General features: G+C 39.0%; 21 protein-coding genes and 1 pseudogene. 13 read left to right on the plus strand and 9 right to left on the minus strand.

The window, feature by feature from the left end; translation table 11 throughout:
* The first annotated feature begins 160 nt into the window (after nt 1-160).
* The 4 genes from ribA to aroE all read left to right on the plus strand — a co-directional run bounded on the left by ribA (nt 161) and on the right by aroE (nt 3,269).
* Nucleotides 161-763, plus strand: a complete 603-nt coding sequence (ribA, locus tag AAV96_RS08690) for a GTP cyclohydrolase II (protein WP_004660293.1) — start codon at nt 161-163, stop codon at nt 761-763.
* Between the two features lie 35 nt (nt 764-798).
* On the plus strand, nt 799-1,272 hold the full coding sequence (locus tag AAV96_RS08695) for a DUF4844 domain-containing protein (protein WP_046738990.1): 474 nt from the start codon (nt 799-801) through the stop codon (nt 1,270-1,272).
* Between the two features lie 133 nt (nt 1,273-1,405).
* A complete protein-coding gene (hemF, locus tag AAV96_RS08700) occupies nt 1,406-2,347 on the plus strand; it encodes an oxygen-dependent coproporphyrinogen oxidase (protein WP_046738991.1) in 942 nt (313 codons plus the stop codon).
* A gap of 133 nt (nt 2,348-2,480) precedes the next feature.
* On the plus strand, nt 2,481-3,269 hold the full coding sequence (gene aroE / locus AAV96_RS08705; protein WP_046738992.1) for a shikimate dehydrogenase: 789 nt from the start codon (nt 2,481-2,483) through the stop codon (nt 3,267-3,269).
* Nucleotides 3,270-3,337: 68 nt separating this feature from the next.
* On the opposite strand, the gene AAV96_RS08710 is transcribed toward aroE, so the two are convergent.
* A complete protein-coding gene (locus AAV96_RS08710; protein WP_046738993.1) occupies nt 3,338-5,665 on the minus strand; it encodes a hypothetical protein in 2,328 nt (775 codons plus the stop codon).
* A 239-nt stretch (nt 5,666-5,904) separates the two neighbouring features.
* On the opposite strand from AAV96_RS08710, the gene AAV96_RS08715 reads away from it, so the two are divergent.
* Nucleotides 5,905-7,728 (plus strand): acyl-CoA dehydrogenase C-terminal domain-containing protein, encoded by a 1,824-nt coding sequence (locus AAV96_RS08715; protein ID WP_046738994.1) that lies wholly within the window; start codon nt 5,905-5,907, stop codon nt 7,726-7,728.
* A 58-nt stretch (nt 7,729-7,786) separates the two neighbouring features.
* On the opposite strand, the gene AAV96_RS08720 is transcribed toward AAV96_RS08715, so the two are convergent.
* Nucleotides 7,787-8,458 (minus strand): hypothetical protein, encoded by a 672-nt coding sequence (locus AAV96_RS08720; protein ID WP_046738995.1) that lies wholly within the window; start codon nt 8,456-8,458, stop codon nt 7,787-7,789.
* 346 nt (nt 8,459-8,804) lie between these two features.
* Here AAV96_RS08720 and AAV96_RS08725 point away from each other — a divergent pair, with 346 nt between their 5' ends.
* On the plus strand, nt 8,805-9,074 hold the full coding sequence (locus AAV96_RS08725) for a PspC domain-containing protein (protein WP_004660281.1): 270 nt from the start codon (nt 8,805-8,807) through the stop codon (nt 9,072-9,074).
* Between the two features lie 63 nt (nt 9,075-9,137).
* Here AAV96_RS08725 and AAV96_RS08730 read toward each other — a convergent pair whose 3' ends face one another.
* The 5 genes from AAV96_RS08730 to AAV96_RS08750 all read right to left on the minus strand — a co-directional run bounded on the left by AAV96_RS08730 (nt 9,138) and on the right by AAV96_RS08750 (nt 13,547).
* A complete protein-coding gene (locus tag AAV96_RS08730) occupies nt 9,138-10,247 on the minus strand; it encodes an HPP family protein (protein ID WP_046738996.1) in 1,110 nt (369 codons plus the stop codon).
* A 111-nt stretch (nt 10,248-10,358) separates the two neighbouring features.
* Nucleotides 10,359-10,775, minus strand: a complete 417-nt coding sequence (locus AAV96_RS08735; protein WP_046738997.1) for a lysozyme inhibitor LprI family protein — start codon at nt 10,773-10,775, stop codon at nt 10,359-10,361.
* A 53-nt stretch (nt 10,776-10,828) separates the two neighbouring features.
* Nucleotides 10,829-11,623, minus strand: coding sequence for a TIGR03915 family putative DNA repair protein (locus AAV96_RS08740; protein ID WP_046738998.1), 795 nt, complete (start codon nt 11,621-11,623; stop codon nt 10,829-10,831).
* Between the two features lie 2 nt (nt 11,624-11,625).
* Nucleotides 11,626-12,888: a putative DNA modification/repair radical SAM protein gene (locus tag AAV96_RS08745; protein WP_046738999.1), complete on the minus strand. Its 1,263-nt coding sequence runs from the start codon at nt 12,886-12,888 to the stop codon at nt 11,626-11,628.
* Between the two features lie 155 nt (nt 12,889-13,043).
* Nucleotides 13,044-13,547, minus strand: a complete 504-nt coding sequence (locus AAV96_RS08750) for a hypothetical protein (RefSeq protein ID WP_046739000.1) — start codon at nt 13,545-13,547, stop codon at nt 13,044-13,046.
* Between the two features lie 236 nt (nt 13,548-13,783).
* Here AAV96_RS08750 and glyQ point away from each other — a divergent pair, with 236 nt between their 5' ends.
* Together glyQ and glyS are read left to right on the plus strand one after the other, a co-directional pair.
* Entirely contained in the window at nt 13,784-14,773 is a 990-nt protein-coding gene (gene glyQ, locus AAV96_RS08755) for a glycine--tRNA ligase subunit alpha (protein ID WP_004660270.1), read from the plus strand.
* A complete protein-coding gene (gene glyS / locus AAV96_RS08760) occupies nt 14,773-16,842 on the plus strand; it encodes a glycine--tRNA ligase subunit beta (RefSeq protein ID WP_046739001.1) in 2,070 nt (689 codons plus the stop codon). Before glyQ ends, glyS begins: the two co-directional genes overlap by 1 nt.
* Nucleotides 16,843-17,040: 198 nt before the next feature.
* Here glyS and AAV96_RS08765 read toward each other — a convergent pair whose 3' ends face one another.
* The gene (locus AAV96_RS08765) at nt 17,041-17,751 is read right to left on the minus strand and encodes a hypothetical protein (RefSeq protein ID WP_046739002.1); all 711 of its coding nucleotides are present in this window, start codon (nt 17,749-17,751) and stop codon (nt 17,041-17,043) included.
* A gap of 350 nt (nt 17,752-18,101) precedes the next feature.
* Between AAV96_RS08765 and AAV96_RS08770 the strand changes: the two genes are divergently transcribed.
* Nucleotides 18,102-18,524 carry a hypothetical protein gene (locus tag AAV96_RS08770; RefSeq protein ID WP_171249139.1) on the plus strand — a complete coding sequence of 141 codons (423 nt, stop codon included), beginning with the start codon at nt 18,102-18,104 and terminating at the stop codon, nt 18,522-18,524.
* A gap of 50 nt (nt 18,525-18,574) precedes the next feature.
* On the opposite strand, the gene AAV96_RS08775 is transcribed toward AAV96_RS08770, so the two are convergent.
* Complete coding sequence (locus tag AAV96_RS08775) at nt 18,575-20,071, minus strand: flavin-containing monooxygenase (protein ID WP_046739003.1); 1,497 nt, start codon at nt 20,069-20,071, stop codon at nt 18,575-18,577.
* Between the two features lie 240 nt (nt 20,072-20,311).
* Here AAV96_RS08775 and AAV96_RS08780 point away from each other — a divergent pair, with 240 nt between their 5' ends.
* The 4 genes and pseudogenes from AAV96_RS08780 to AAV96_RS08790 all read left to right on the plus strand — a co-directional run.
* Complete coding sequence (locus AAV96_RS08780; RefSeq protein WP_046739004.1) at nt 20,312-20,764, plus strand: hypothetical protein; 453 nt, start codon at nt 20,312-20,314, stop codon at nt 20,762-20,764.
* 99 nt (nt 20,765-20,863) lie between these two features.
* Nucleotides 20,864-21,019, plus strand: coding sequence for a hypothetical protein (locus tag AAV96_RS18440; protein WP_227505832.1), 156 nt, complete (start codon nt 20,864-20,866; stop codon nt 21,017-21,019).
* On the plus strand, nt 21,020-21,253 hold the full coding sequence (locus AAV96_RS18445) for a tautomerase family protein (RefSeq protein ID WP_227505833.1): 234 nt from the start codon (nt 21,020-21,022) through the stop codon (nt 21,251-21,253).
* A 314-nt stretch (nt 21,254-21,567) separates the two neighbouring features.
* Nucleotides 21,568-21,906: pseudogene (locus tag AAV96_RS08790) on the plus strand (hypothetical protein); the annotation flags it as partial.

Here is a 21,906-nt window from a genome sequence, read left to right on the forward strand (position 1 = left end):
ACTTACAGATTATCCTGAATTATGTCACTGTTTATCAACCATTATTGTGTGCTTTCTATGAAAAAGAAAAACTTATGTGAAAAATCAGAAATTCCAATTCACTCAATCTTCACACATTAAGCTATACTTTGACAGTTTTTACTAACATAGCGAGCTCTCTGTGCCGATTGAATTTATTGCAACATCAAAGCTACCAACTGCTTTTGGTGACTTCAATATTTCTGTGTTTCAAGACCCTCAAACGGGCGAAGAACATGTGGCGCTTTCTAAAGGTTTAGAAACTCCTCCAACAGGACCTGTTTTAGTCCGTATTCATTCAGAATGCTTAACAGGTGATGCTTTCGCTTCATTAAAGTGTGACTGTGGTCCTCAATTACAAGCGACTCAACGTTTGATTAATGAAGCAGGCCAAGGTGTGATTTTATATCTACGCCAAGAAGGTCGTGGGATTGGTTTAACGAATAAAATCCGCGCCTATGCTTTACAAGATCAAGGGCATGATACGGTTGATGCTAACTTATTGTTAAATCTTCCCGCTGATGCACGTCGCTATGACATGTGTAGCATTATGCTGGATCATCTACAAATTAAAGAAGTTAAGTTAATTACGAATAACCCGTTAAAACTTAAAGCCTTAACTGATTTAGACATCAATGTGGTTGAGCGTGTACCGTTAACAGTAGGCCGTAACCCATTTAATGAACAATATTTAAAGACCAAACGTGAGCGTATGGATCATCTCTATCAAAAAGATGACTTCTGAGTTATGTTGCTGCTTAGATAAGAGTATTTATCAAAATGAAATTATTAAGCATTTTCTTAGTAACAGGTCTCCTGTTACTAAGCGGCTATAGTAAGGCAAAAGAACATCCAGATAACTCATTAAATACTGGAATTATCAAACAATTATATCAATTTCAGAAACAAGATCACTTTGCTGGGGATGGTTATCTATATACAGGTGTTCAAGACAAACAACAAAAAGAATTACTGAATCAAAAAGTAGCTCAGACGGCTGAAGCTTATATCCAGCTTTATCAGAGCTCGGAACAACCAAATAAAGAACAACGACTTAAAATACTTTCTGATGGTATCCATCAAATTGATCCTGATTCACTCGATACAGAAGATAGAGAACAGGTAGCGACTACATTTGAACATTTTTTAGATATCACAGGCTTGGAAAGTTCTGAAGGTATTTTAAATACTTGGCTATATAACGAAGAAATTAACAAACTTATCGAAGATAATCATTCTACGCAGTCAAAGTAGGAAGCATTTTAGCTCCGCAGAATTTTGTCATACCCGATCACACATTTTTAATATAGATTCAAAAATTCCTTACTTTTTTTATGGTTTTATGTTTTGATATCAATAATTCTTATATCTTATCAAGAGGATCATCATGCAGCATCCAACTTCAGCTGATATTCAACGTGTTCGCGAGTTTTTACTCGACTTACAAGCACGTATTTGTGCAGAATTAGAACAACAGGAACGTGCAGGCGGTGGCACTGCTGAGTTTATCATTGATGATTGGCAACGAACTGAAGGTGGTGGCGGTCGCTCTCGTGTTCTGCAAAATGGTGAAGTCATTGAAAAAGGCGGAGTGATGTTTTCCCACATCAACATCAGTAAACTTCCTGCTTCGGCAACTGAACGCCATCCTCAAATTGCAGGTGCAAAAGCACAAGCGTTGGGCGTTTCTTTAGTTATTCATCCTAAAAATCCCAATATCCCAACTTCACATGCCAATGTACGTTTATTTGTTGCTGAACCTGAGGGTCAAGACCCTGTTTGGTGGTTTGGCGGTGGCTTTGATCTCACACCTTTCTATCCAGATGATCAAGATATTCAAAACTGGCATCAAACCGCTTATGACTTATGCCAGCCGTTTGGCGAACATATTTATGCTGAACATAAACAATGGTGTGATGATTATTTCTACTTAAAACATCGTGATGAACAACGTGGTGTAGGTGGTTTATTCTTTGATGATTTGAACCAATGGGACTTCGAAACTTGCTTTAAATATATTCAAGCCATTGGTAATGGTTATTTAGAAGCAATCTTGCCTATTTTTGAAAAGCATCGTGAACAGCCTTATACCGAAGCTCAACGTGAATTCCAATTGTATCGTCGTGGTCGCTATGTTGAATATAATCTAGTCTACGACCGTGGTACGTTGTTTGGCCTACAAACGGGTGGTCGTATTGAGTCGATTTTAGTTAGCTTGCCTAATCTCGCGGGTTGGTCTTATCGCCCTGAATGGGATGCTGATTCAATAGAGAAACGTTTAACGGATTATTATCTAAAACCTAGAGATTGGTTGAGTTTAAATAAATAATTGACCGTAATTGTTCAAAGCACCTGAATTTAGGTGCTTTTTTTGTACCTAAAGATTATCGTATATTGTGTCCGCATAAGCATTCAAATATGTTTAATAGCCTCTGTCCTCTCTTTCAACTTTGGATAAAAGTATGACCAAACAATTTGCTGTCATTGGGAATCCGATTGAACAATCTCGATCACCAGAACTCCATCATGCATTTGCAGCAAAAACGGGGGTCAATTTAGACTATAAAAAAATTCTTGCGCCCTTGGATGGTTTTGAAAGTACAACAAAAGATTTTTTTGCTCATGATGGCATTGGAATGAATGTAACTGTGCCGTTTAAAGAGCAGGCATTTGCTTTATGTGATCAACTTACTGAACGTGCCAAAATTGCCAAAGCTGTGAACACCTTGTGGATGCAAGATGGCAAACTGTTTGGAGATAATACCGATGGTCAGGGTTTAGTTGCCTCCATTCAAGCCTTAGGTTGGGACCTTAAAAATAGTCGCATTTTAATCTTAGGTGCTGGTGGTGCAACACGTGGTGTCATTTATCCTTTAGTACAAGCAGGCGCAAAACAGATTGTCATTGCCAATCGTACACTTGCTCGAGCTGAACAATTGGTCTCCGATTTAAAAGATGCCGTGCCGCAGGCGCAACTCTCAGCGCTCAGCTTGGAACAACTTGTTGGTGAATTTGATTTTGTCATCAATGCCACTTCTGCCAGCTTAACTGGTGATACTTTACAACTCCCGGAATGCTTGGTTTTTCACCATGCCTATGAAATGGCTTATGGCAAACCTTCAAGCTTTTTGGATCAAGCTCAAGAGCGTCAAGTTCCGTCAACAGATGGTTTTGGTATGTTGGTGGGTCAAGCGATTGAAGCTTTTTCTATTTGGAATGGGGTCAAACCTGAATTAAAAGATTTCTTATGACCCATCTATAAATATTAATGAGCAAAAAAGAACCTGCATTACGCAGGTTCTGTTCAAGTAATCACCTATTATTTTGCCGTTAGCATTTTCAAATACACTTCTTTAAAGATTTCATAATCAATAAATTCATTGTGTTCAATCTTTAATGATTTAATACTCTTTTCGGACAACTGATTTTTACGAGCATCGACATATACTTGCCCTAAAATCGCTGCGGTTTGTGCCAATAATGGTTTTTCCTCACTTGAAACTCCATTATCACGCTCAAATTGAACTTGATACTGTTGAGCAAATAGCTGCTGTGGCTGTTTATATTGAGCTTGTAGCTTTTTCCAAGCTTGACGATCTTTATCACCATGCATCGCATCATTTACAAGACGATTAACAGCTTGCCCTAGCTTGTCATCAAACTGATCATCTTGCTCAAGATGATGTTTCTTCTGTAATGCTTCAATGCTCTTCAACGCCTTACCTTGTGGATTATAGATGTCATCTGTAGCATACCAATAGGCATAAACAGCCGCGATTTCCTGCAATTCCTGACTTGTATAACGTTGTGCAATTTCTGCTTTATTTTCTATCAGCTTGGCAATAAATACCGCTTTAAATGTTTGCTCATAACTGTGTGTTGCATCATATCGCTGTTCTGCAATGACCTTGAGTTGATCCTCTAAAGATAACGTATAAGGTTCAGCTGAACGCTCTTGAATGCCGGTCTGTCCCAATTTTTCTGAGAAACTACCAATTGCTTGTTCCAACATTGAGCCTTTACTTGCTTCAGCCCATGTTTTCGCTCGTTTCAATTGAGCCTGATCAATTGGCGTTGCTTGGCCATAATTGAAAATCAACATATCTGCTTTAAGATTAAAACGAGACTTCAGTTCAGGTAGTGCATAATTCAAATCATAATCAATTTTAACTGCTCGCCCTTGCGCATCTAAACCAATATCCATAATAAATGGATTACGTTTGTCTTGAGGGGGCAACGTTTCTTCAATCTCAGCCTGATGCTTGATCCATAGCGCTTTAAATGCCTGATCATCAATAAATTGATTTTGATCATATACAGCAAATTCTTTTTCTACGCTTTGTAATTTTTCAACATAAGATAGAAAACCTGATTCGGCTTTTTTCGTATTAAAAACATCAATATCGTAAATACTTTCACAATACTGTGCATCTCCATAAGCAGCCTGTTTAGCATTCTGAAGCGCTGTACATTGGGCCTCTGTTAAACCTTGCTCATCTTCTGAGGAAGAAGCTGCATCTGCGGCAGCATCAGCTGATTCTGAATCATCAGCAACTATCCCAGCTTCCTTGGCAGCATCCATCGCTTGCTGCGCTGTATCGGATACCTTTGGATCAGCTTCATCTTCAACACCAAAGTGCTGATTCACTAAACGATATAATTGCTGACTGACGACACTTGCATCATCTGCGGAATCTTTACTCGCTAATATGGATGCCGCTGCATCAGGCTTGGTTTTGCTTGCAGCATTGGTTTCATCAGCAATCAGCTTTTCTAAATTTTGTCCTTGAATGTTTAAAATGCTTTGCATTAAATATTTTTCATTCACTTTGCTGTACAAATTCGCTTGTAAAATTAATTCTTCAATCGATGTTTTTAAGCGAATTTTTTCGACTACTCCTAAATTTCGATCAGCAGCGGAGACAGACAATGCTTGAATGTTATTTTGATCAGCTAAACGATAATAAACAGCACTTGAAGCTTTCACATACTCTGCAAATTTTTTGTAATCCACTTGCTTAAACATTGCCTGATATTTTGAAAAATCCAAATAAGCTAAATTATTTTGATTTTCTTTGTTCACCAAATACGGCATCAAAGCAAAGTAATTGATATAAAACTTATAATTATTTAAATCTAGAACCATCGGCACTTTTGCTTGAACTAACAAGGTTGGTTTTTCATAACGTGCTGTCAGATTAAACGAACCCATTTTCTGACGATAGTGGACTGAGCCATCATATTCAAATTGCATATCATTCAATATATTGGTCATGATCTGAGCAAATTTATCAGCTTTAGAACCACCAGAACTTTTGGGCTGTTGTGCCAAGGCATTATAGAGTGCCTGCTTCTGTTTGCCGTTTAAATTAACCTTTTGCTCTTGTAAATATTGATCCACTTTTTGTTTGAGTGCTGCATCTAAAGTCGCCTTTTCTGACGAGGTGTTTGATTTATTTTGATCTAGGTCGACATGAACTTTAAATTTGCCACGATAATCGTAACTCGGATATTCATACATTGCATTAAGACTATTAATTGCCTTTTGCTCTAAATTCTGAGAACCTGAATTGGTTTTAATGACATGCTGCGAACATGCAGAAAGACTAAGACCTAACAAGCATAATGTTAAATATTTTAAACGCATAGCTTTACCAAACACCCTTATATCGTTATATTTTCAACTATAAAATAGATCATTTTTCACATATAATATATACGAAGACTCTAACAGAAAAATGATTTTCTTACTCACAACTCATTTCGAAAATTAGCTTTTCTGACAATTTTTTCCCTAGAGTTTATCAATGTATTTTTATCACTATTATGAATAATCAAAGTATCGAAACAGATAATCCAAAATGATTCAAATACAGGATTAAGATTATGCCAGCTTATAAAGCCCCTCTCCGCGATATTCGTTTCTTAATGAACGAAATGTTAGATTATCCAGCACATTACCAAACTTTGACAAGTGGTCAAAATGCGGATGCTGAAACCGTTGATATGATTCTTGAAGGTGCGGCAGATTACTGCGAAAACGTACTTTCTCCACTGAACCAATCTGGTGATGAAGAAGGTTGTACTTTCAATAATGGCGAAGTAACAACGCCTAAAGGTTTTAAAGATGCTTACGACCAGTTCGTAATGGGCGGTTGGCAAGGTCTTTCTTATCCAGAAGAGTTTGGTGGTCAAGGCTTACCAATGTCTTTGAACCTCATCAAATCTGAAATGATGGGTACTGCGAACTGGTCATTTACAATGTACCCAGGTTTAAGTACGGGTTGTATGAATACCATCATGCAGTTCGGTACTGATGAGCAAAAAAATACCTATATGCCTAAACTTGTTGAAGGTACTTGGTCAGGCACAATGTGCTTAACTGAACCTCAATGTGGTACAGACTTAGGTCAAGTTAAAACTAAAGCTGAACCTGCTGCTGACGGTACTTATAAAATCTCTGGTACTAAAATCTTCATCTCTGCGGGTGAGCATGATTTAACAGAAAATATCATTCATATCGTACTTGCGCGTCTTCCAGATGCACCTGCTGGTACTCGTGGTATTTCTTTATTTATCGTACCTAAATTCATCCCAACTGCTGATGGCGGTGTAGGTGAGCGTAACACGGTTTCTTGTGGTTCGATCGAACACAAAATGGGTATCCGTGCTTCAGCAACTGCTGTATTGAACTTTGACAATGCAACAGGTTACCTCATCGGTGAAGTAAACAAAGGTTTACATGCCATGTTTACGTTCATGAACACTGCACGTATTGGTACAGCGGTTCAAGGTATTGCGCATGCTGAACTTTCTTTCCAAGGTGCATTACCGTATGCGAAAGATCGTATGTCTATGCGTGCCCTTTCTGGTAAGAAAGAGCCTGAGCGTGTAGCTGATGCGATTATTCACCATGCTGACGTTCGTCGTATGTTGTTAACTCAAAAAGCGGTTGCAGAAGGCGGTCGCGCAATGATCTATCATGCTGCTAAACTTGCAGACAAAATGACAGATGCATTAGTCAATGGCGATCAAGCTGCTTATGAGGCTGCTGACGACAAACTAGGTTTCTATACGCCGATTTTAAAAGGTTTCTTGACTGAATTAGGTCTAGAAGCTTCGAACCATGGTATGCAAGTATACGGTGGTCATGGTTTCATCAAAGAATGGGGTATGGAACAAATCGCACGTGATGCACGTATCTCAACATTGTATGAAGGTACAACGGGTATCCAAGCACTTGACTTATTAGGTCGTAAAGTTCTTTTAAGTTCAAAAGGTAAAGTCGTTCGTGACTATACTGCTGAAATCTTGAAATTCTGTGCTACGCATGCGCGTAACAAGTATTTACGTCGTTTCGCTTGGGACTTAACGAAACTTTGCGCTCAATGGAACACTTTAACTGTTCGCATCATGCTTGCAGCTCGTAAAGACCGTGACATCGTATCTTCTGCTTCTAATGATTTCTTGATGTTCTCTGGTTATGTAATGATGGCTTATTTCTGGGCTCAACAAGCAGTGATTGCTTCTGAGAAACTAGAAGCTGGTAACGGCATTGAAACTCCAGAATTCTATAAAGCAAAAATCAAAGTTGCTGACTTCTACTTTGACCGCTTATTGCCGCGTGCACAAGGTCATGCAGAATCAATGGTAACGACTTCACGTACTTTAACTTCACTTGCTCCAGAACACTTCAGCTTCGATTACTAATTCAATCAGAACTGATCAATAAAAAGAGCGCTTCAAGCGCTCTTTTTTTATGGAAGCTTTATTTCACTTTTTTAAACACATAAGCTTGTTTCGGGAAAGGATATTCTTTAAAAAAAACACGATTTCGCCCATGGTCACCATTCCAAATTTGCTCAAGATCCATAACCAAATCATGATTTTGATTAATTTGATAATACAAATTTACATTGGCTGCATCACAACGGACAATAAGTTCCTTCCCTGCCTCATGAACATGCCATTGCACCTGCTTACAGGTTTGCTCTATTTTGGTCATATTGCGCGATGGATCTGAACCCAACCGTCCGAAACTGGTATTGGTCCAATAGACTGAACCATCTTCTAATAAATTTAAGATATATTCCGCTTCTTTTTCATCTTTAACACAACCAGCAAACGCATCAGTACAAGGAATACGCGCATGATAGCGCCCAACATATTGCATATCTTGTTGAGTCGGTTGCGTCATATGTTTAGAAGCAACATGAGGAACTGTTGCTTGTCCAGCAACCTCAGTCAATGACATTCCTTCACTTGCACTTGTTCGTGCTTGCTCAGCATCTAACATGACAGGAATAGAACTTTCATCAGTAGTTGGCTGCGCTTGGTTTGATGTTTTTATTGAATCTGGATGATAGCTATCACAAGCACTCAACCCCAAACTCAATAAAAATCCTACACTAACATGCTGTAAGAAGAACCTGAACTGCATATCCACAAATCTCTAATATCAACATCGTTGTCACACTTTTTTCAAAAAACACCCCATGGTTCTGCAAAATATAGGAAGCATTTGAATATTCGTCTATTCCCCAAATGGGTAATTATGGCGGACGTAACTTGATGAAATAGCAAATTAACAAAGCAGTATGCTTTAAGTCGGTGCATTTTAGGCGATACTGTCGTTTTTTCCATCAGCCTTTTACACACCGTAACGATTCTCCCATCTGTTTAAACTTTAAAAAAACCAGTTCATCCCTATCTCATTATTAACAGCGATTTATCATGAATGAAGCCTCATTCTGTTGCTGTATCAAATATTTTAGGAGAAAAATTAAATGGCCAATTCTGGTTTATATCGCTCAAACCGACAAAGCATGATCGCTGGTGTAATGGGCGGTATTGCGGAACGTTTTGGTTGGAATGCAAATTTATTACGCTTGATCTTTGTAGTGATTTCACTCATGAGCGCAGCTTTCCCTGGTATTTTGGTTTACCTAATTTTGTGGTTAGTGATTCCAAAACAACAGCAAAGTCGCGTTGATTATGTACAGGGCTATAATCAGCCCGTAAAAACCGTTTATGAAGACCAAAGCATAAAACGTTAATTTCTTTGCCTCTTTTGGTCGCTACGGTTGAATTTCCCCCTAATACAACCGTAGCTTTTTTTATTATGATCGAAGCTTTTGACGATTGAGTTGTTGTTGAAGCGCAGCGATCATATCCGCACGACTAATAATGCCAATCAAACGTTGATTTTCCACTACGGGAATATAATTAAAAGATTTTTCTACAAAATAAGGAATAAGATCTTGAATCGGTTGCAGCGGATCAACTGTTACCACGCGATGACTCATAATTTGATGTACATAGTGTTGCCATGAATTTCTTGGATCTGTTGCACCTTTAAACCACTCCACAACCTCATACAAAGCAAGTGTCCCTACCAAATTATGATCTGAATTTACTACAGGCAAACTCATTAAATTTACCGCTTTGAATTTATCTAAGGCTTGGTGAATATCATCATCTTCATGTAGCTTAATCACATCACGACTCATAATATCTTGGCAAACAAATGAGTGATTCAAACGTTCATTGGCATGCTCTTGTGCCTCTAAAATGATCTTTTCCAAATCATACTGACTAATATCTAATAATTCTGTGTGGTGTGCTAAAGCATACTTAATATCTTTAGGTTGGATCGACACTTTCTGAGTTGGCGTAGGGTCTTTGGAACGCTCATTGAGATGCGCTGTAATCGGATAATGACGCCCAATCAAACGATTGAAAAAGACAGCAATCAACAAAAGTAAAATTGAGTTGAGTAATACGGGATATAAAATAAAGTGGAATCCCAAACGATGTACAGCATCGCCACCTAATACTGCGGTGATTGCAACTGCGCCGCTTGGAGGATGCAATGAATCAGTTGTCATCATCATAAAAATGGCTAACCCAACTGCGACACTAAAAGCAGAGGTTAAATCAGGTAATAACTGTGTACATGTCACACCAATTAAACCTGCCAATATGTTGCCAACCACAACATTCCACGGTTGCGCTAAAGGACTATTCGGAACTGCAAAAAGCAGTACCGAAGAGGCACCCATAGGAGCGATATACCATGCATTCATACCACCCAATACATACCAACTAATTAAAGAGGATATTGCTAAGCCACAAAGCGCACCAAATCCTGAAAGTAAACGTTCTTTCAAAGGTAATACTTTGTAATTCGGTTTTAAGAAATTTAGCCAGTCTGATTGGGTTAAGCTCACAATGCACCTTGCTGGAATAGTGTTGTTTCATTGGTTGCAGCAGTATACGCTGACTCAGACTGAAGATGTATTTAAATTACAGTTTTAAATAATAACGAAAACTGATCAAGGTCAATTTAAATACTCTTTCAATTGCTCCAATCGCTCTGCATATTTTTGCATTGGGCAAAACTCATACATCGGCGAACCGATATAAGCACCAGCATTACGGCATTCTTGATCGACAAAATTTTTCCAGAGCTGTTGTGATTTCATGATGTCCTGATAGCGTTCAGGCTGCTTGTATTCCTGACTCTGTTTTTTTATTTGATCCAATAACTGCACAATCTGTTTTGCGTATAAAGTTTTGGTTCTGGCGCTACAGATCTCCACCACAGCATTATTAATATTCCCCAGTTTTAGCTGTTGAATGGTGTCATCGACACATTGGCTATAAGTATCTATCGCTTTATCTCGCATTTTGGCAAATACCGAAGTACTCAAACAAGCCATAATCAGTACTGATGTTTTTAAAAATAATTTAGTCATGAATGTGCTCTTTTGTTGTATTAGTATTTTTAAAATAATAATCAAAAAATGCCTTAAACGTATTTTTCATTCAGATAACGCCAATAGCGTTTAGGTAAATATTGCACATGTAATTTCACATTCTGACGTTCTTTAATGTTGATACTATTGAAATAATCTTTCCAAAGTTGATCATACAATTCTTCTTGTTCATCTAATTCTAATTGGAAATTTTGACTCGCACCATTTTCGATATTACGTTCAATCTGATGAGCATCTAAAGACACCTCGTGAATTTCGCGTAAATCATAATACAATCCATATTTACGTTGTTCGTCATAAATCAACCAACGTTGATCTTGATAACGACGCTTAAAATGCGGCTGTATCAAAGGCAGCACATTAAAATCAGGACGAACCAAACTTAAAAACAATCCATCTGTGGTTTTCTTAAACCGCACAAAAGCTTCCATACGATGCTTTTCGCGCCCTACCTTTTTCGTCCATTGCGAAATTGCTAAAACACTGGGATGAGAGTAATTTTTTTCGACTGAATGTTGATGCCGAAAAACATAGACACAGTAATTAAATAAATGCTGATAGGCATCCAAGGATTCCGACAAATAAGCAAAATAAAATTGTTTCAGAGATGAATGCGAAAGTTTCTGCTGTAAAGCTGACCAAACACGTGCTGCATGTTGCTCATGATTTGGAATTTCAACCACCGTGGCAAATAAGCCATGCTGTGCACCTTGGTTTAAACACAGTTGAACATGGAATTCTTTAAATTGAAAAGCACGAAATACGCAGTTGAGTAAACCGACCATAGAGCCATCAAAGTAGTAATAAACCACAGCATCACTGAGCATGTTTAAAATCCTAAACTCAATTGCGGTGACAGTTGTTTAACGTATTTAGATGAACCCTGCGTTAATATTTGCTGGCGAATATCAGTCGTAGAAAGCTCTTTTTGAAAACGTGGACTGTCTTCACAACGAATAAAAAATTTGGCACGTGAATATGCCACACCGAGTTGTTTCAGCAAATCAATATGCACTTTACCAAAACGACGCGCTTGTACGATTTTCTTGGCAGACTTCACCCCAATGCCCGGCACGCGCAAAATCATTTGATAATCCGCACGATTTAAATCCACTGGAAACTGTTCAGGATGACGTAGTGCCCAACTCAGTTTCGGGTCTACATCCAAATCTAAATGTGGATGTTTTTCATTGACGATTTCATTGACTTCAAAACCATAAAAACGCATCAACCAATCGCTCTGATAAAGTCGATTTTCGCGTAGCAAAGGCGGTGCAGAACCTACCGCAGGTAAATAGTTATTTTCCGTGTTGATTGGAATATAACCTGAGAAATAGACACGCTTTAACTTGAATTCTTTGTAATGTCGATCTGCCATCACAAGTACGTCTTGATCAGTTTCCTGATGTGCGCCAACCACCATTTGAGTGGTCTGCCCTGCGGGTACATATTTCGGCACATGCTTAATAATTTGACGTTCATCTTTGAGTTGAATGAGTCGATCTCGCACTAGCCCCAAGTCTTTTTGTACTTCTTGATGTGATTTTTCAGGAGCAAACGCTTTTAATCCGACCTCAGTTGGCATTTCTAAATTGATGCTCATGCGATCAGCATAAAGTCCTGCTTCATGAATCAGTTCAGGCGATGCGCCTGGAATGGTTTTGAGGTGAATATAGCCATTAAAATTTTCTTCGAGACGCAGTTTTTTCACCACTTGCAGCATTCGCTCCATCGTATAGTCTGCGGATTTAAAAATCCCTGAGCTAAGGAATAATCCCTCTATATAATTACGACGATAGAAATTGATGGTCAGGTCAACCACTTCTTGTACGGTAAATGCAGCACGTTTCACATCATTAGAACGGCGTGACACACAATAAGCACAATCAAAAATACAGACATTACTGAACAAGATTTTCAGCAATGAAACACAGCGTCCATCTTCGGTATAGCTATGGCAAATCCCTGCCCGACTGGCATCGCCTAAACCTTTGTCTTTATTTTTACGGTCACTGCCGCTGGAGGAACAGGACACGTCATATTTGGCAGCGTCCGCAAGAATCTGGAGTTTTTCACGAATGCGATCAGACATAACAAACACCTCAGTGACAACATCATTTCAAAGCTAACATTTCATGATTTGAAAATTAAGATTGATAAAGATGTTATGCGTCATGAGGTGACGTACAGATTTTTATGTTAGAACTTACTCTCATAAATGAGTAAATGCATAGAAATAATTATTGTTTAAGGAAGATGTGTTTCATTTCCATAAATAAGTTTATTTTCAGTGGCATCGAATACAACTGGAAACCAATCATAATAAGCCATTCGAATCTTTTCAACTCGCATACGGCCAATGACATAAGTATGTCCACCGAGAAGATTAACAGAAAATCTTTCAGGCTCACCACCAACAAGTTGAGAATTATGATCTATTACTAGTTCAGTTGGGCCTTCTTTAACTTTAACAACTAATCCACCATGCACAGATGAATTAAATGCTTTTCCATTAGTAACCTTCCAAGTCCCTTGCTTGCCATTAACTTCAAGTAATAAACCCTCACTCAGTTGATAATGAGAATCAGCTCTAAGCTGATGTTTTATGGAATTTTTACAAGTAGAATCACATTTATTTGTAATTGTCACAATCTTAGATGAATTAATATTAGCATCAGAATACAGTGCTATAGGTGTAGTACTACAAGAACAAAGCAATAACGTATAAATAAAACAAAGTTTTTTTAACATTGTTATAAATTTCCAAAAAATCTAGATTTATCATAAATCAAATTTATGAATTATCTAGATGTTTAATAGCTCAATTCTGGATAGAAGTTTATTGATCTAATGACTGCTCTCTTACTGATAAACGAAAATAAGATGATTGTCATCATTCAACAATAATTTTTAGCAACTCCTTTGCCACTACTCCGCAAAATCCTTATACTTAACCACAATTTTTGTTTGATTCCAGTGGATGCACCATGAGTCGTGCTATATCGCATATTGATACATTTCAGGGCTTAATTCTTGCCCTACAAAACTATTGGGCGGAGCAAGGCTGCGTCGTATTACAACCATATGATATGGAAATGGGCGCAGGTACTTTCCACACTGCAACCTTCTTACGTGCATTAGGTCCAGAAACTTGGAACGCGGCTTATGTTCAACCATCACGCCGTCCAAAAGATGGTCGTTATGGTGAGAACCCGAACCGCTTACAACACTATTATCAGTTCCAAGTGGTACTCAAACCAAATCCAGACAATATCCAACAGCTTTATCTTGATTCATTAAAAGCGATCGGCATCGATACACTGACTCACGATATTCGCTTCGTAGAAGACAACTGGGAATCTCCAACACTGGGCGCTTGGGGCTTAGGTTGGGAAGTTTGGCTCAATGGTATGGAAGTGACTCAGTTCACTTACTTCCAGCAAGTCGGTGGTGTTGAATGCTACCCTGTTACTGGTGAAATCACATACGGTTTAGAACGTCTTGCAATGTACCTTCAAGGTGTAGACTCAGTTTACGATCTTGTTTGGACCAAAGGTCAATTCGGTACCGTAACCTATGGTGATGTATTCCATCAAAACGAAGTTGAGCAATCAACCTATAACTTCGAATACGCGCCAGTCGACAAAATGTTTGAATTGTTCGACTTCTACGAAGCTGAAGCATCTCGCTTAATCGAAGCTGAACTGCCGCTTCCTGCCTACGAACAAGTGATCAAAGCATCGCATTGCTTTAACTTGTTAGATGCACGCGGTGCGATTTCAGTAACTGAACGTCAACGTTATATTTTACGTGTCCGTACTTTGGCTCGTTCAATTGCACAAAGTTATGTGGCTGCCCGTGCCAAACTTGGTTTCCCAATGGCAGAACCGCATTTGCGTGATGAAGTATTGGCTCAGCTTAAAGCACAAGTTGAGGCAGAAGCAGCCCAAGCTGAAAAAGCGAAGGAGAATAAATAATGACAAAGCATACTGTTTTATTCGAACTTGGCTGTGAAGAACTTCCACCAAAAAGCTTAAAAACTTTACGTGATGCTTTAAAAGCTGAAACAGAAAAAGGCTTAAAAGATGCGGGCTTAAATTTTGCTGCGATCGAAGCCTATGCCGCACCACGTCGTTTAGCATTGAAAATTGTTGATATCGATGCTGCTCAAGCAGACACACAAAAACGTTTTGATGGCCCTGCTGTACAAGCCGCTTATGATGCAGAAGGCAAACCAACTAAAGCACTTGAAGGCTTTATGCGTGGTCAAGGCATCACGGTCGATCAGCTTTCGACGTTCCAAGCAGGTAAAGTTGAAAAAGTTTGCTTCTTGAAAGATGTGAAAGGTCAAAGCCTTGACGCTTTACTGCCGCAAATTTTACAAACTGCGCTAGACAACTTACCTATCGCAAAACGTATGCGCTCAGCAGCCAGTCGTACTGAATTCGTGCGTCCTGTGAAATGGGTGGTATTGTTGAAAGATGATCAAGTCGTTGAAGCAACGATTCAAGATCATAAAGCAGGTAATGTGACTTATGGTCACCGTTTCCATGCACCTGAAGCAGTGACTTTGGCGCATGCAAATGACTACCTTGCTGCTTTAGAAAAAGCTTATGTGGTTGCGAATTTTGAAAAGCGTCAAGCAACCATTCAAGATCAAGTGAAAAAGTTAGCTGATGAAGTCAATGCAACTGCGATTGTCCCAGCAGACTTACTTGATGAAGTCACCAGCTTGGTTGAATGGCCAGTTGCATTACGTGCGACTTTTGAAGAGCGTTATTTAGCAGTTCCTCAAGAGGCCTTGATTACCACGATGCAGGACAACCAAAAGTATTTCTGTTTAATCAATACCGAAGGTAAATTACAGCCTTACTTCATTACCATTTCAAATATTGAGTCAAAAGATCCGATTCAAATTATTGAAGGTAATGAAAAAGTTGTACGTCCTCGTTTGTCTGATGCAGAATTCTTCTTCCTGCAAGATCAAAAGCAACCGCTTGCATCTCGTAAAGAAAAACTCGCGAATATGGTATTCCAAGCGCAATTGGGTACGCTTTGGAATAAATCAGAACGTATTGCTAAATTAGCTGTGGCATTGTCACCGATTACAGGCGCAAATGCAGCCGATGCTGAAAAAGCAGCGTTACTTGCGAAATGTGACTTAACCTCTGAACTTGTAGGTGAATTCCCAGAACTTCAAGGGATTGCAGGCACTTATTATGCTCGCCTTGAAGGTGAGAATCATGAAGTTGCTGAAGCTTTAGGTGAGCAATACTTACCTAAGTTTGCGGGTGATGTATTACCACAAACCAAGACGGGTACAACGATAGCGCTTGCAGATCGTTTAGATACGCTTGTTGGTATTTTTGGTATTGGTCAAGCGCCTACGGGTTCTAAAGACCCATTTGCATTACGTCGTTCTGCAATTGGTATCTTACGTTTGATCATTGAAAATGAACTCGATGTGACGATTGAAGAACTGGTGAACTTTGCGCTTCAAGGTTATGGCGATGTGGTTAAAGATCATGACAAGACGCGTGTGGATGCCGTTGCATTCCTTGAAGGTCGTTACCGTGCTAAGTATGAAGATCAAGGTGTTGCTGTTGATGTGATTCAGGCTGTTCAAGCACTTGCACCAAAATCTCCTCTTGATTTTGATAAGCGTGTGACTGCGGTAAATCATTTCCGTACTTTGCCAGAAGCTGCTGCATTAGCTGCGGCTAATAAGCGTGTTGCTAATATTCTTGCCAAAGAAGCGACACCAGAAGCTGCTGTGGTTGAAGCAAATCTAGTTGAAGCTGCTGAAAAAGCGCTTTATGCAGAACTTCAAGCACTCACACCAGTGGTTCAACCTTTGCTCGCTGCACGTAACTATACAGAAGCGTTGTCCAAGCTTGCTGCGCTTCGTGCACCAATTGATGCTTTCTTTGAGGGTGTAATGGTTATGGCAGATGATGCAGAATTAAAAGCCAACCGTTTACGTTTACTCGCTCAGTTGCGTGATTTATTCACAGCAATTGCGGATGTAAGTGTATTGCAGGGTTAATTTTAAGTCATTGAAGAATAAAATAAACCTCGCTATAAATTGGCGGGGTTTATTTTTATAGGCAATAATCATACAAACTTTATTGCAAATTACCATTCTGTAATTTATCTGAATATATTACTGATACATAACGTTGGAGTTAAGGCCGCGCCGAAGGCGTCGGCCTTGAACGACTTGTTAGGCGATTCCATTTTCGGGCTATTGGCTTTGCATCTTCGCATGACCAATTCTATTTAAAAATGCATCCAATTCAGGCCATTCAATATTATTAACTCTGTTCTCTCGATTCTTGAAGAAACTATCAAAACTCTTGCGTTCATTTTTAGTCATTAGGTGTAGTAACTCTTGCAACGCAGGCGGAGGGGAAAATGCTCTTATTTTCATTCCCTCTCCCCTGACTGCATCATTGAACTCCAAAAACATTTCATACGTGATCTCTAGTTTTCCTGGCGGCAAACGCCAACCTAAAATTTCAAAGTCGATGCTCGACTCCGGAACAATAGATTTTTGATGTATTATGCAATGCCGAAGTTTTCGAAGATCTCCCATTAGTGGGCACTCAATGTATCTTGCATCGTGACCAGAAGCTTCGGCCACATGATGACGGTAAGCTTCATCCCACAGAGCGTACATTGTGCACAACAGAGACTTGGTAATTTCATTAGAGAAATCGCCATTTTTGGCGCACTTCTTAATGCAATCAGTCGTTTTCATTCTCGCATGCATCTTTGGGTTTTCTTCGCAATTGGAGCCAACCCAAGTTTGATGCCCTTCATCAAACTTGCTCTTTGCTAGTTCTTGCCCCATCTTGTGGATGCCTTGCGTTGCAAAGGACATACATAAAACAAATTCATCAAAAGTGTCGATGAATTCGCCTATGACTTCATTTACCGTTTTTTTATTACTCATTGAAGGTTCCGATATGGGCTGGCTTGGACCGCCTAACTACTCTTATGCGACAGAACTGACACATAAGATTGCAAAGCCTGCTTCATAAGATACTTATATTTAATTAAAAATAAACCGCGAAAATATTGATTTGTATTGAATTAAAACTACCATGGGGAAAATAAAGCGTCAACGATCATAACTTCTTAATTTGGTGAGACCGCGAATACGCTACAAACATATAAGCGATCAAACTGAATAGGCATAATATTTACGCACTGTATCAATTTCACATCACCTACATTCTTTTCTTGAACTTGGCGATAAGCTATAAAACTTGAATTGCAACATTATTGCCAAAAGGATAAAAGATGATGAAAAAAGTACCCGCACTCTGTTTAGCGACTGCACTGATCGCATCGTCTTCTCTCTGGGCAGCCGAAACAAATACAACTACGGCGAATCCAAACACTGCAACAGCTGAAAAAACACTTCCTTATGGTGACAACCCTAGTCTCGGTCGTGTATTGCTGTATAAAACAGGCAAAGGACTACAAAACTTAGGTGGCTCAATACAAGGTGCATCTGAAAACACATCACAAAAAATCAGTGAAAAGTGGACAGATACCAAGAAATATACCGAAGAGCAATCTGAAGTTGTTCAAGCTCAAACTGAAAAAGCCAAACAATACACGGCTAAAAAATGGCAGGAGACCAAAGATGCTGTAGTGGGTACAAATGATGGACATGTTCCCATTGAACGAGCTGGACTTAGTCAGCCATCATCGAACTAAATAAAAAACCTCTAATCAAAAGTTAGAGGTTTTTTAATAATTAGAGAGATTTAAGCTGTTTCAGTTTCGAGCTTCACCTGACGATCAATCAGATATTCATTTAAATTAAAACGGCTGAGTTGCTGACGCATCTTAAACGTCGTCCACGGCCATACCGTACTATTGCGCCCATTTCGATCAATGAAATAACTCTGACAACCACCCTTGTTCCAGACTGTGGTTTGTAAAGCCGCTTGTACACGCTGATTAAACTCAGCCATACGCACAGGATCGGGTTCTATAGTTTTGATATTGTTTTGAAGCGCTTGTTTTAACGCATCCATAATATAAGTGAGCTGTGCTTCAATGATTATAAAAGCAGAAGAACTCACTGCAATATTCGGCCCAAACATCAAAAAGCCATTCGGGCAATCTGCCACCATCGTTCCCATATAACCTTCTGGACTACCCTGCCACACATCAGACATACTCTGCCCATAACGGTTATAGACACGCTGTGCAATGGGCGGTTCAGCCACTTCAAAACCTGTACCAAGAATGATCACATCCGCTTCAAAAGTAGAACCATCACTTGCAATCAACTGCTTGCCTTTGACTTCGCTCAATGCCCCTGCGACAACATTGACGTTGTTTTGAGCTAAGGCTGGATACCATTCATTAGATTGCAGAATACGTTTACAACCGATCACATAATTTGGCGTCACTTTACGACGTAATTCAGGATCTTTGATGCCCTGTTTAATATGAAATTCAGCAATACGCTGTACTTGTCGCATTGCAGCATTACTTTGTAATCCACCATTTAAGGTTTCAAAGATGCCATAAACTGAACCGCGCATCACCGACTGAGTGACAGGGACATATTTAAATAAGGTTTGAATCGCACTTGGGAGTGGCATATCGGATTTAGGTAAAATCCAATGCGGTGTGCGTTGAAATACAGTGAGTTGTTTTACCAACGGCTGAATTTGTGGCACAAACTGAATTGCCGATGCGCCAGTACCAATTACTGCAACACGTTTTCCTGTTAAGTCCACATCATGTCGCCAACGCGATGAATGGAAAATCTCACCGTTAAAATCTTTTAAGCCTTGAATATTTGGAATCACTGGCTCATGCATTGGACCACATGCCATAATCGCAAATTGTGAATGTAATTCGCCTTGATTGGTTTTAATAATCCAGCACTGTTTAGCATCTGACCATGTTGCAGCAAGGGCTTCGTGATTGAAATGAACATGCGGTAATACTTGGTATTTTTGTGCCGTATTTTGCAGATATTGTTTGATTTCAGCTTGCCCTGCAAATACACGACTCCATGTAGGATTGGGTTCAAAAGAATATGAATACAATACCGAAGGCACATCACAAGCACAGCCCGGATAGGTATTTTCACGCCATACCCCGCCTAACTCATCGGCTTTTTCCAACAAAATAAAATCTTGGATACCTGCTTGTTTTAATTTAATCGCTGCGCCTAGACCTGCAAAACCACCGCCGATCACAATGACACGATGAAATGGAACAGTCTTCGATTGTGTACCCATAACCACGTATTTCCTTATTTTAATTCCGTGAACAACATGGCATAAACGATGTAGAGGGTCATTATCAAGACAGGCCTTTTCTTAGGTCATTTTTGACACAAATTGTTAAAGTAGTCTGATGAAGATTTTAAGCGAAAAATTTAGCTAAAATTTACAGTGTTGTCTCAAAACACAGATTGAACTTCTTCATATTTCTCTACACACTAAATGGCATAAATTCATAGGATTGGAATTTTGCAAATGATGCACCGCTCATTCAAAATGATGGTACTACCATTACTCAGCTTAATCAGTTTCACCGCGTGTTCATATTTACCAACAGCATCAACCTCTCCCATACAACAGTTAGAACAAGTCCAAAATATTGAAGCTCTTCCCAATACCAAAACCAATTTGGCAACATTGAGTCGCTCTAACAATGGTTGTCTGATCCAATTTACAGGCTATTTTGATGGTGGTGAAAGTACAGAAACATGGTATTTCAAAGCAAATCAACTCAGTCGTGCTGTTTCTGAAACCTATCAATATGATTTAAAGAGTGCGATTGATGTGGCGACACAAAAGCATAAACTGGATCAGAAAACGCGGACTGTCACTGTTTTCGATATTCATAGCGATGAGACAAAACATAATTTTGAAAAGCTCAAAAGCCATTTCAGCCAAACAGCTTTAGCTCAATGTCATTCAATATAACGATACATGGGAAATAAAAATTTCCCTCTCTGCTTAATATGTTGTTGTAGAATTATCAACTGAAACAAAGCAAGAAATAAATAAAAAGAGCAATTTACCATGCCATTATCAAAAATCGAGGTGTGTTATTCACATGCCCCTGAAACCGTTCAAGCGCTGATGCATGCTGTTATACAAGCACAACGGGAAGTTTTACAAATCCCTGAGCATGATCGACAAATTCGTTATATTGAGCATCGCCCTGAACACTTTTGAATACCACCGAATAAATCTGAAAAATATACTTTAATTGAAATTTGCATGTTTCACGGCCGCAGCCTTGAAACGAAAAAAAGGCTGTATCAAACCTTAGTTAAAAATTTAACTGAACTAGGTATTCCTAAAGATGACATTTTTATTTTGCTTCAAGAACAAGCCTCAGAAAACTGGGGAATTCGCGGAGGGATTCCTGCTTCAGAAGTTGATCTAGGTTTTAAAGTAGAGATTTAAAATAACGTTTAAAGCAGCGTAAATTTGATCATTCAATTTTCTTTATTCCATCATTATGAAAGTTGATAAAATATGCTTTTCACCTTTTATTTCTCATAAATTTGAGATTAAACTTTGCTATTAAATATATTTTTTATTTTATTTTTCATTTAATTATAAAAATTTAAATCTCCACAATTTCTAGCTACAGTGTTTTTAAGCTGTAATGTGCTTGTAAAGTTTTGCTGAAATCCATCGCTTTCTTTCTTTTGCTCGTTATGATGCATTTGCGTTGATGAAGTACCCCAATACGGTACATCGCTAAGGAAATCGCAATGAAAAAAATGATCAAAACAGCTATCGTCACAACAACTCTACTTGCTTCTGCATCTATTTTTGCGCAAAACGTTGGTGTAAATGCCAATGGTTCTGCACAAGTCAATGTCGAATCAGGTGGCTTGATCAAAGGCGTTACTGGTGCAGTTAAAAATACAGCACAAGGCGTTGGTCATGCAGCTCAACATGTCGGTCATGCTGCTGTAGATACAGGTGTAAATGCCACTCAAAAAACGGTTGGTGTCGCAACCAATGTGAGTTCACAAGTTATTAATAAAACAGGTGAGGCTGTCAAAAATACGCGTGATTACACCGTAGATAAAGCAAATGATGGTAAG

Source organism: Acinetobacter sp. AG1, assembly GCF_001005525.1.
GTDB lineage: Bacteria > Pseudomonadota > Gammaproteobacteria > Pseudomonadales > Moraxellaceae > Acinetobacter > Acinetobacter modestus.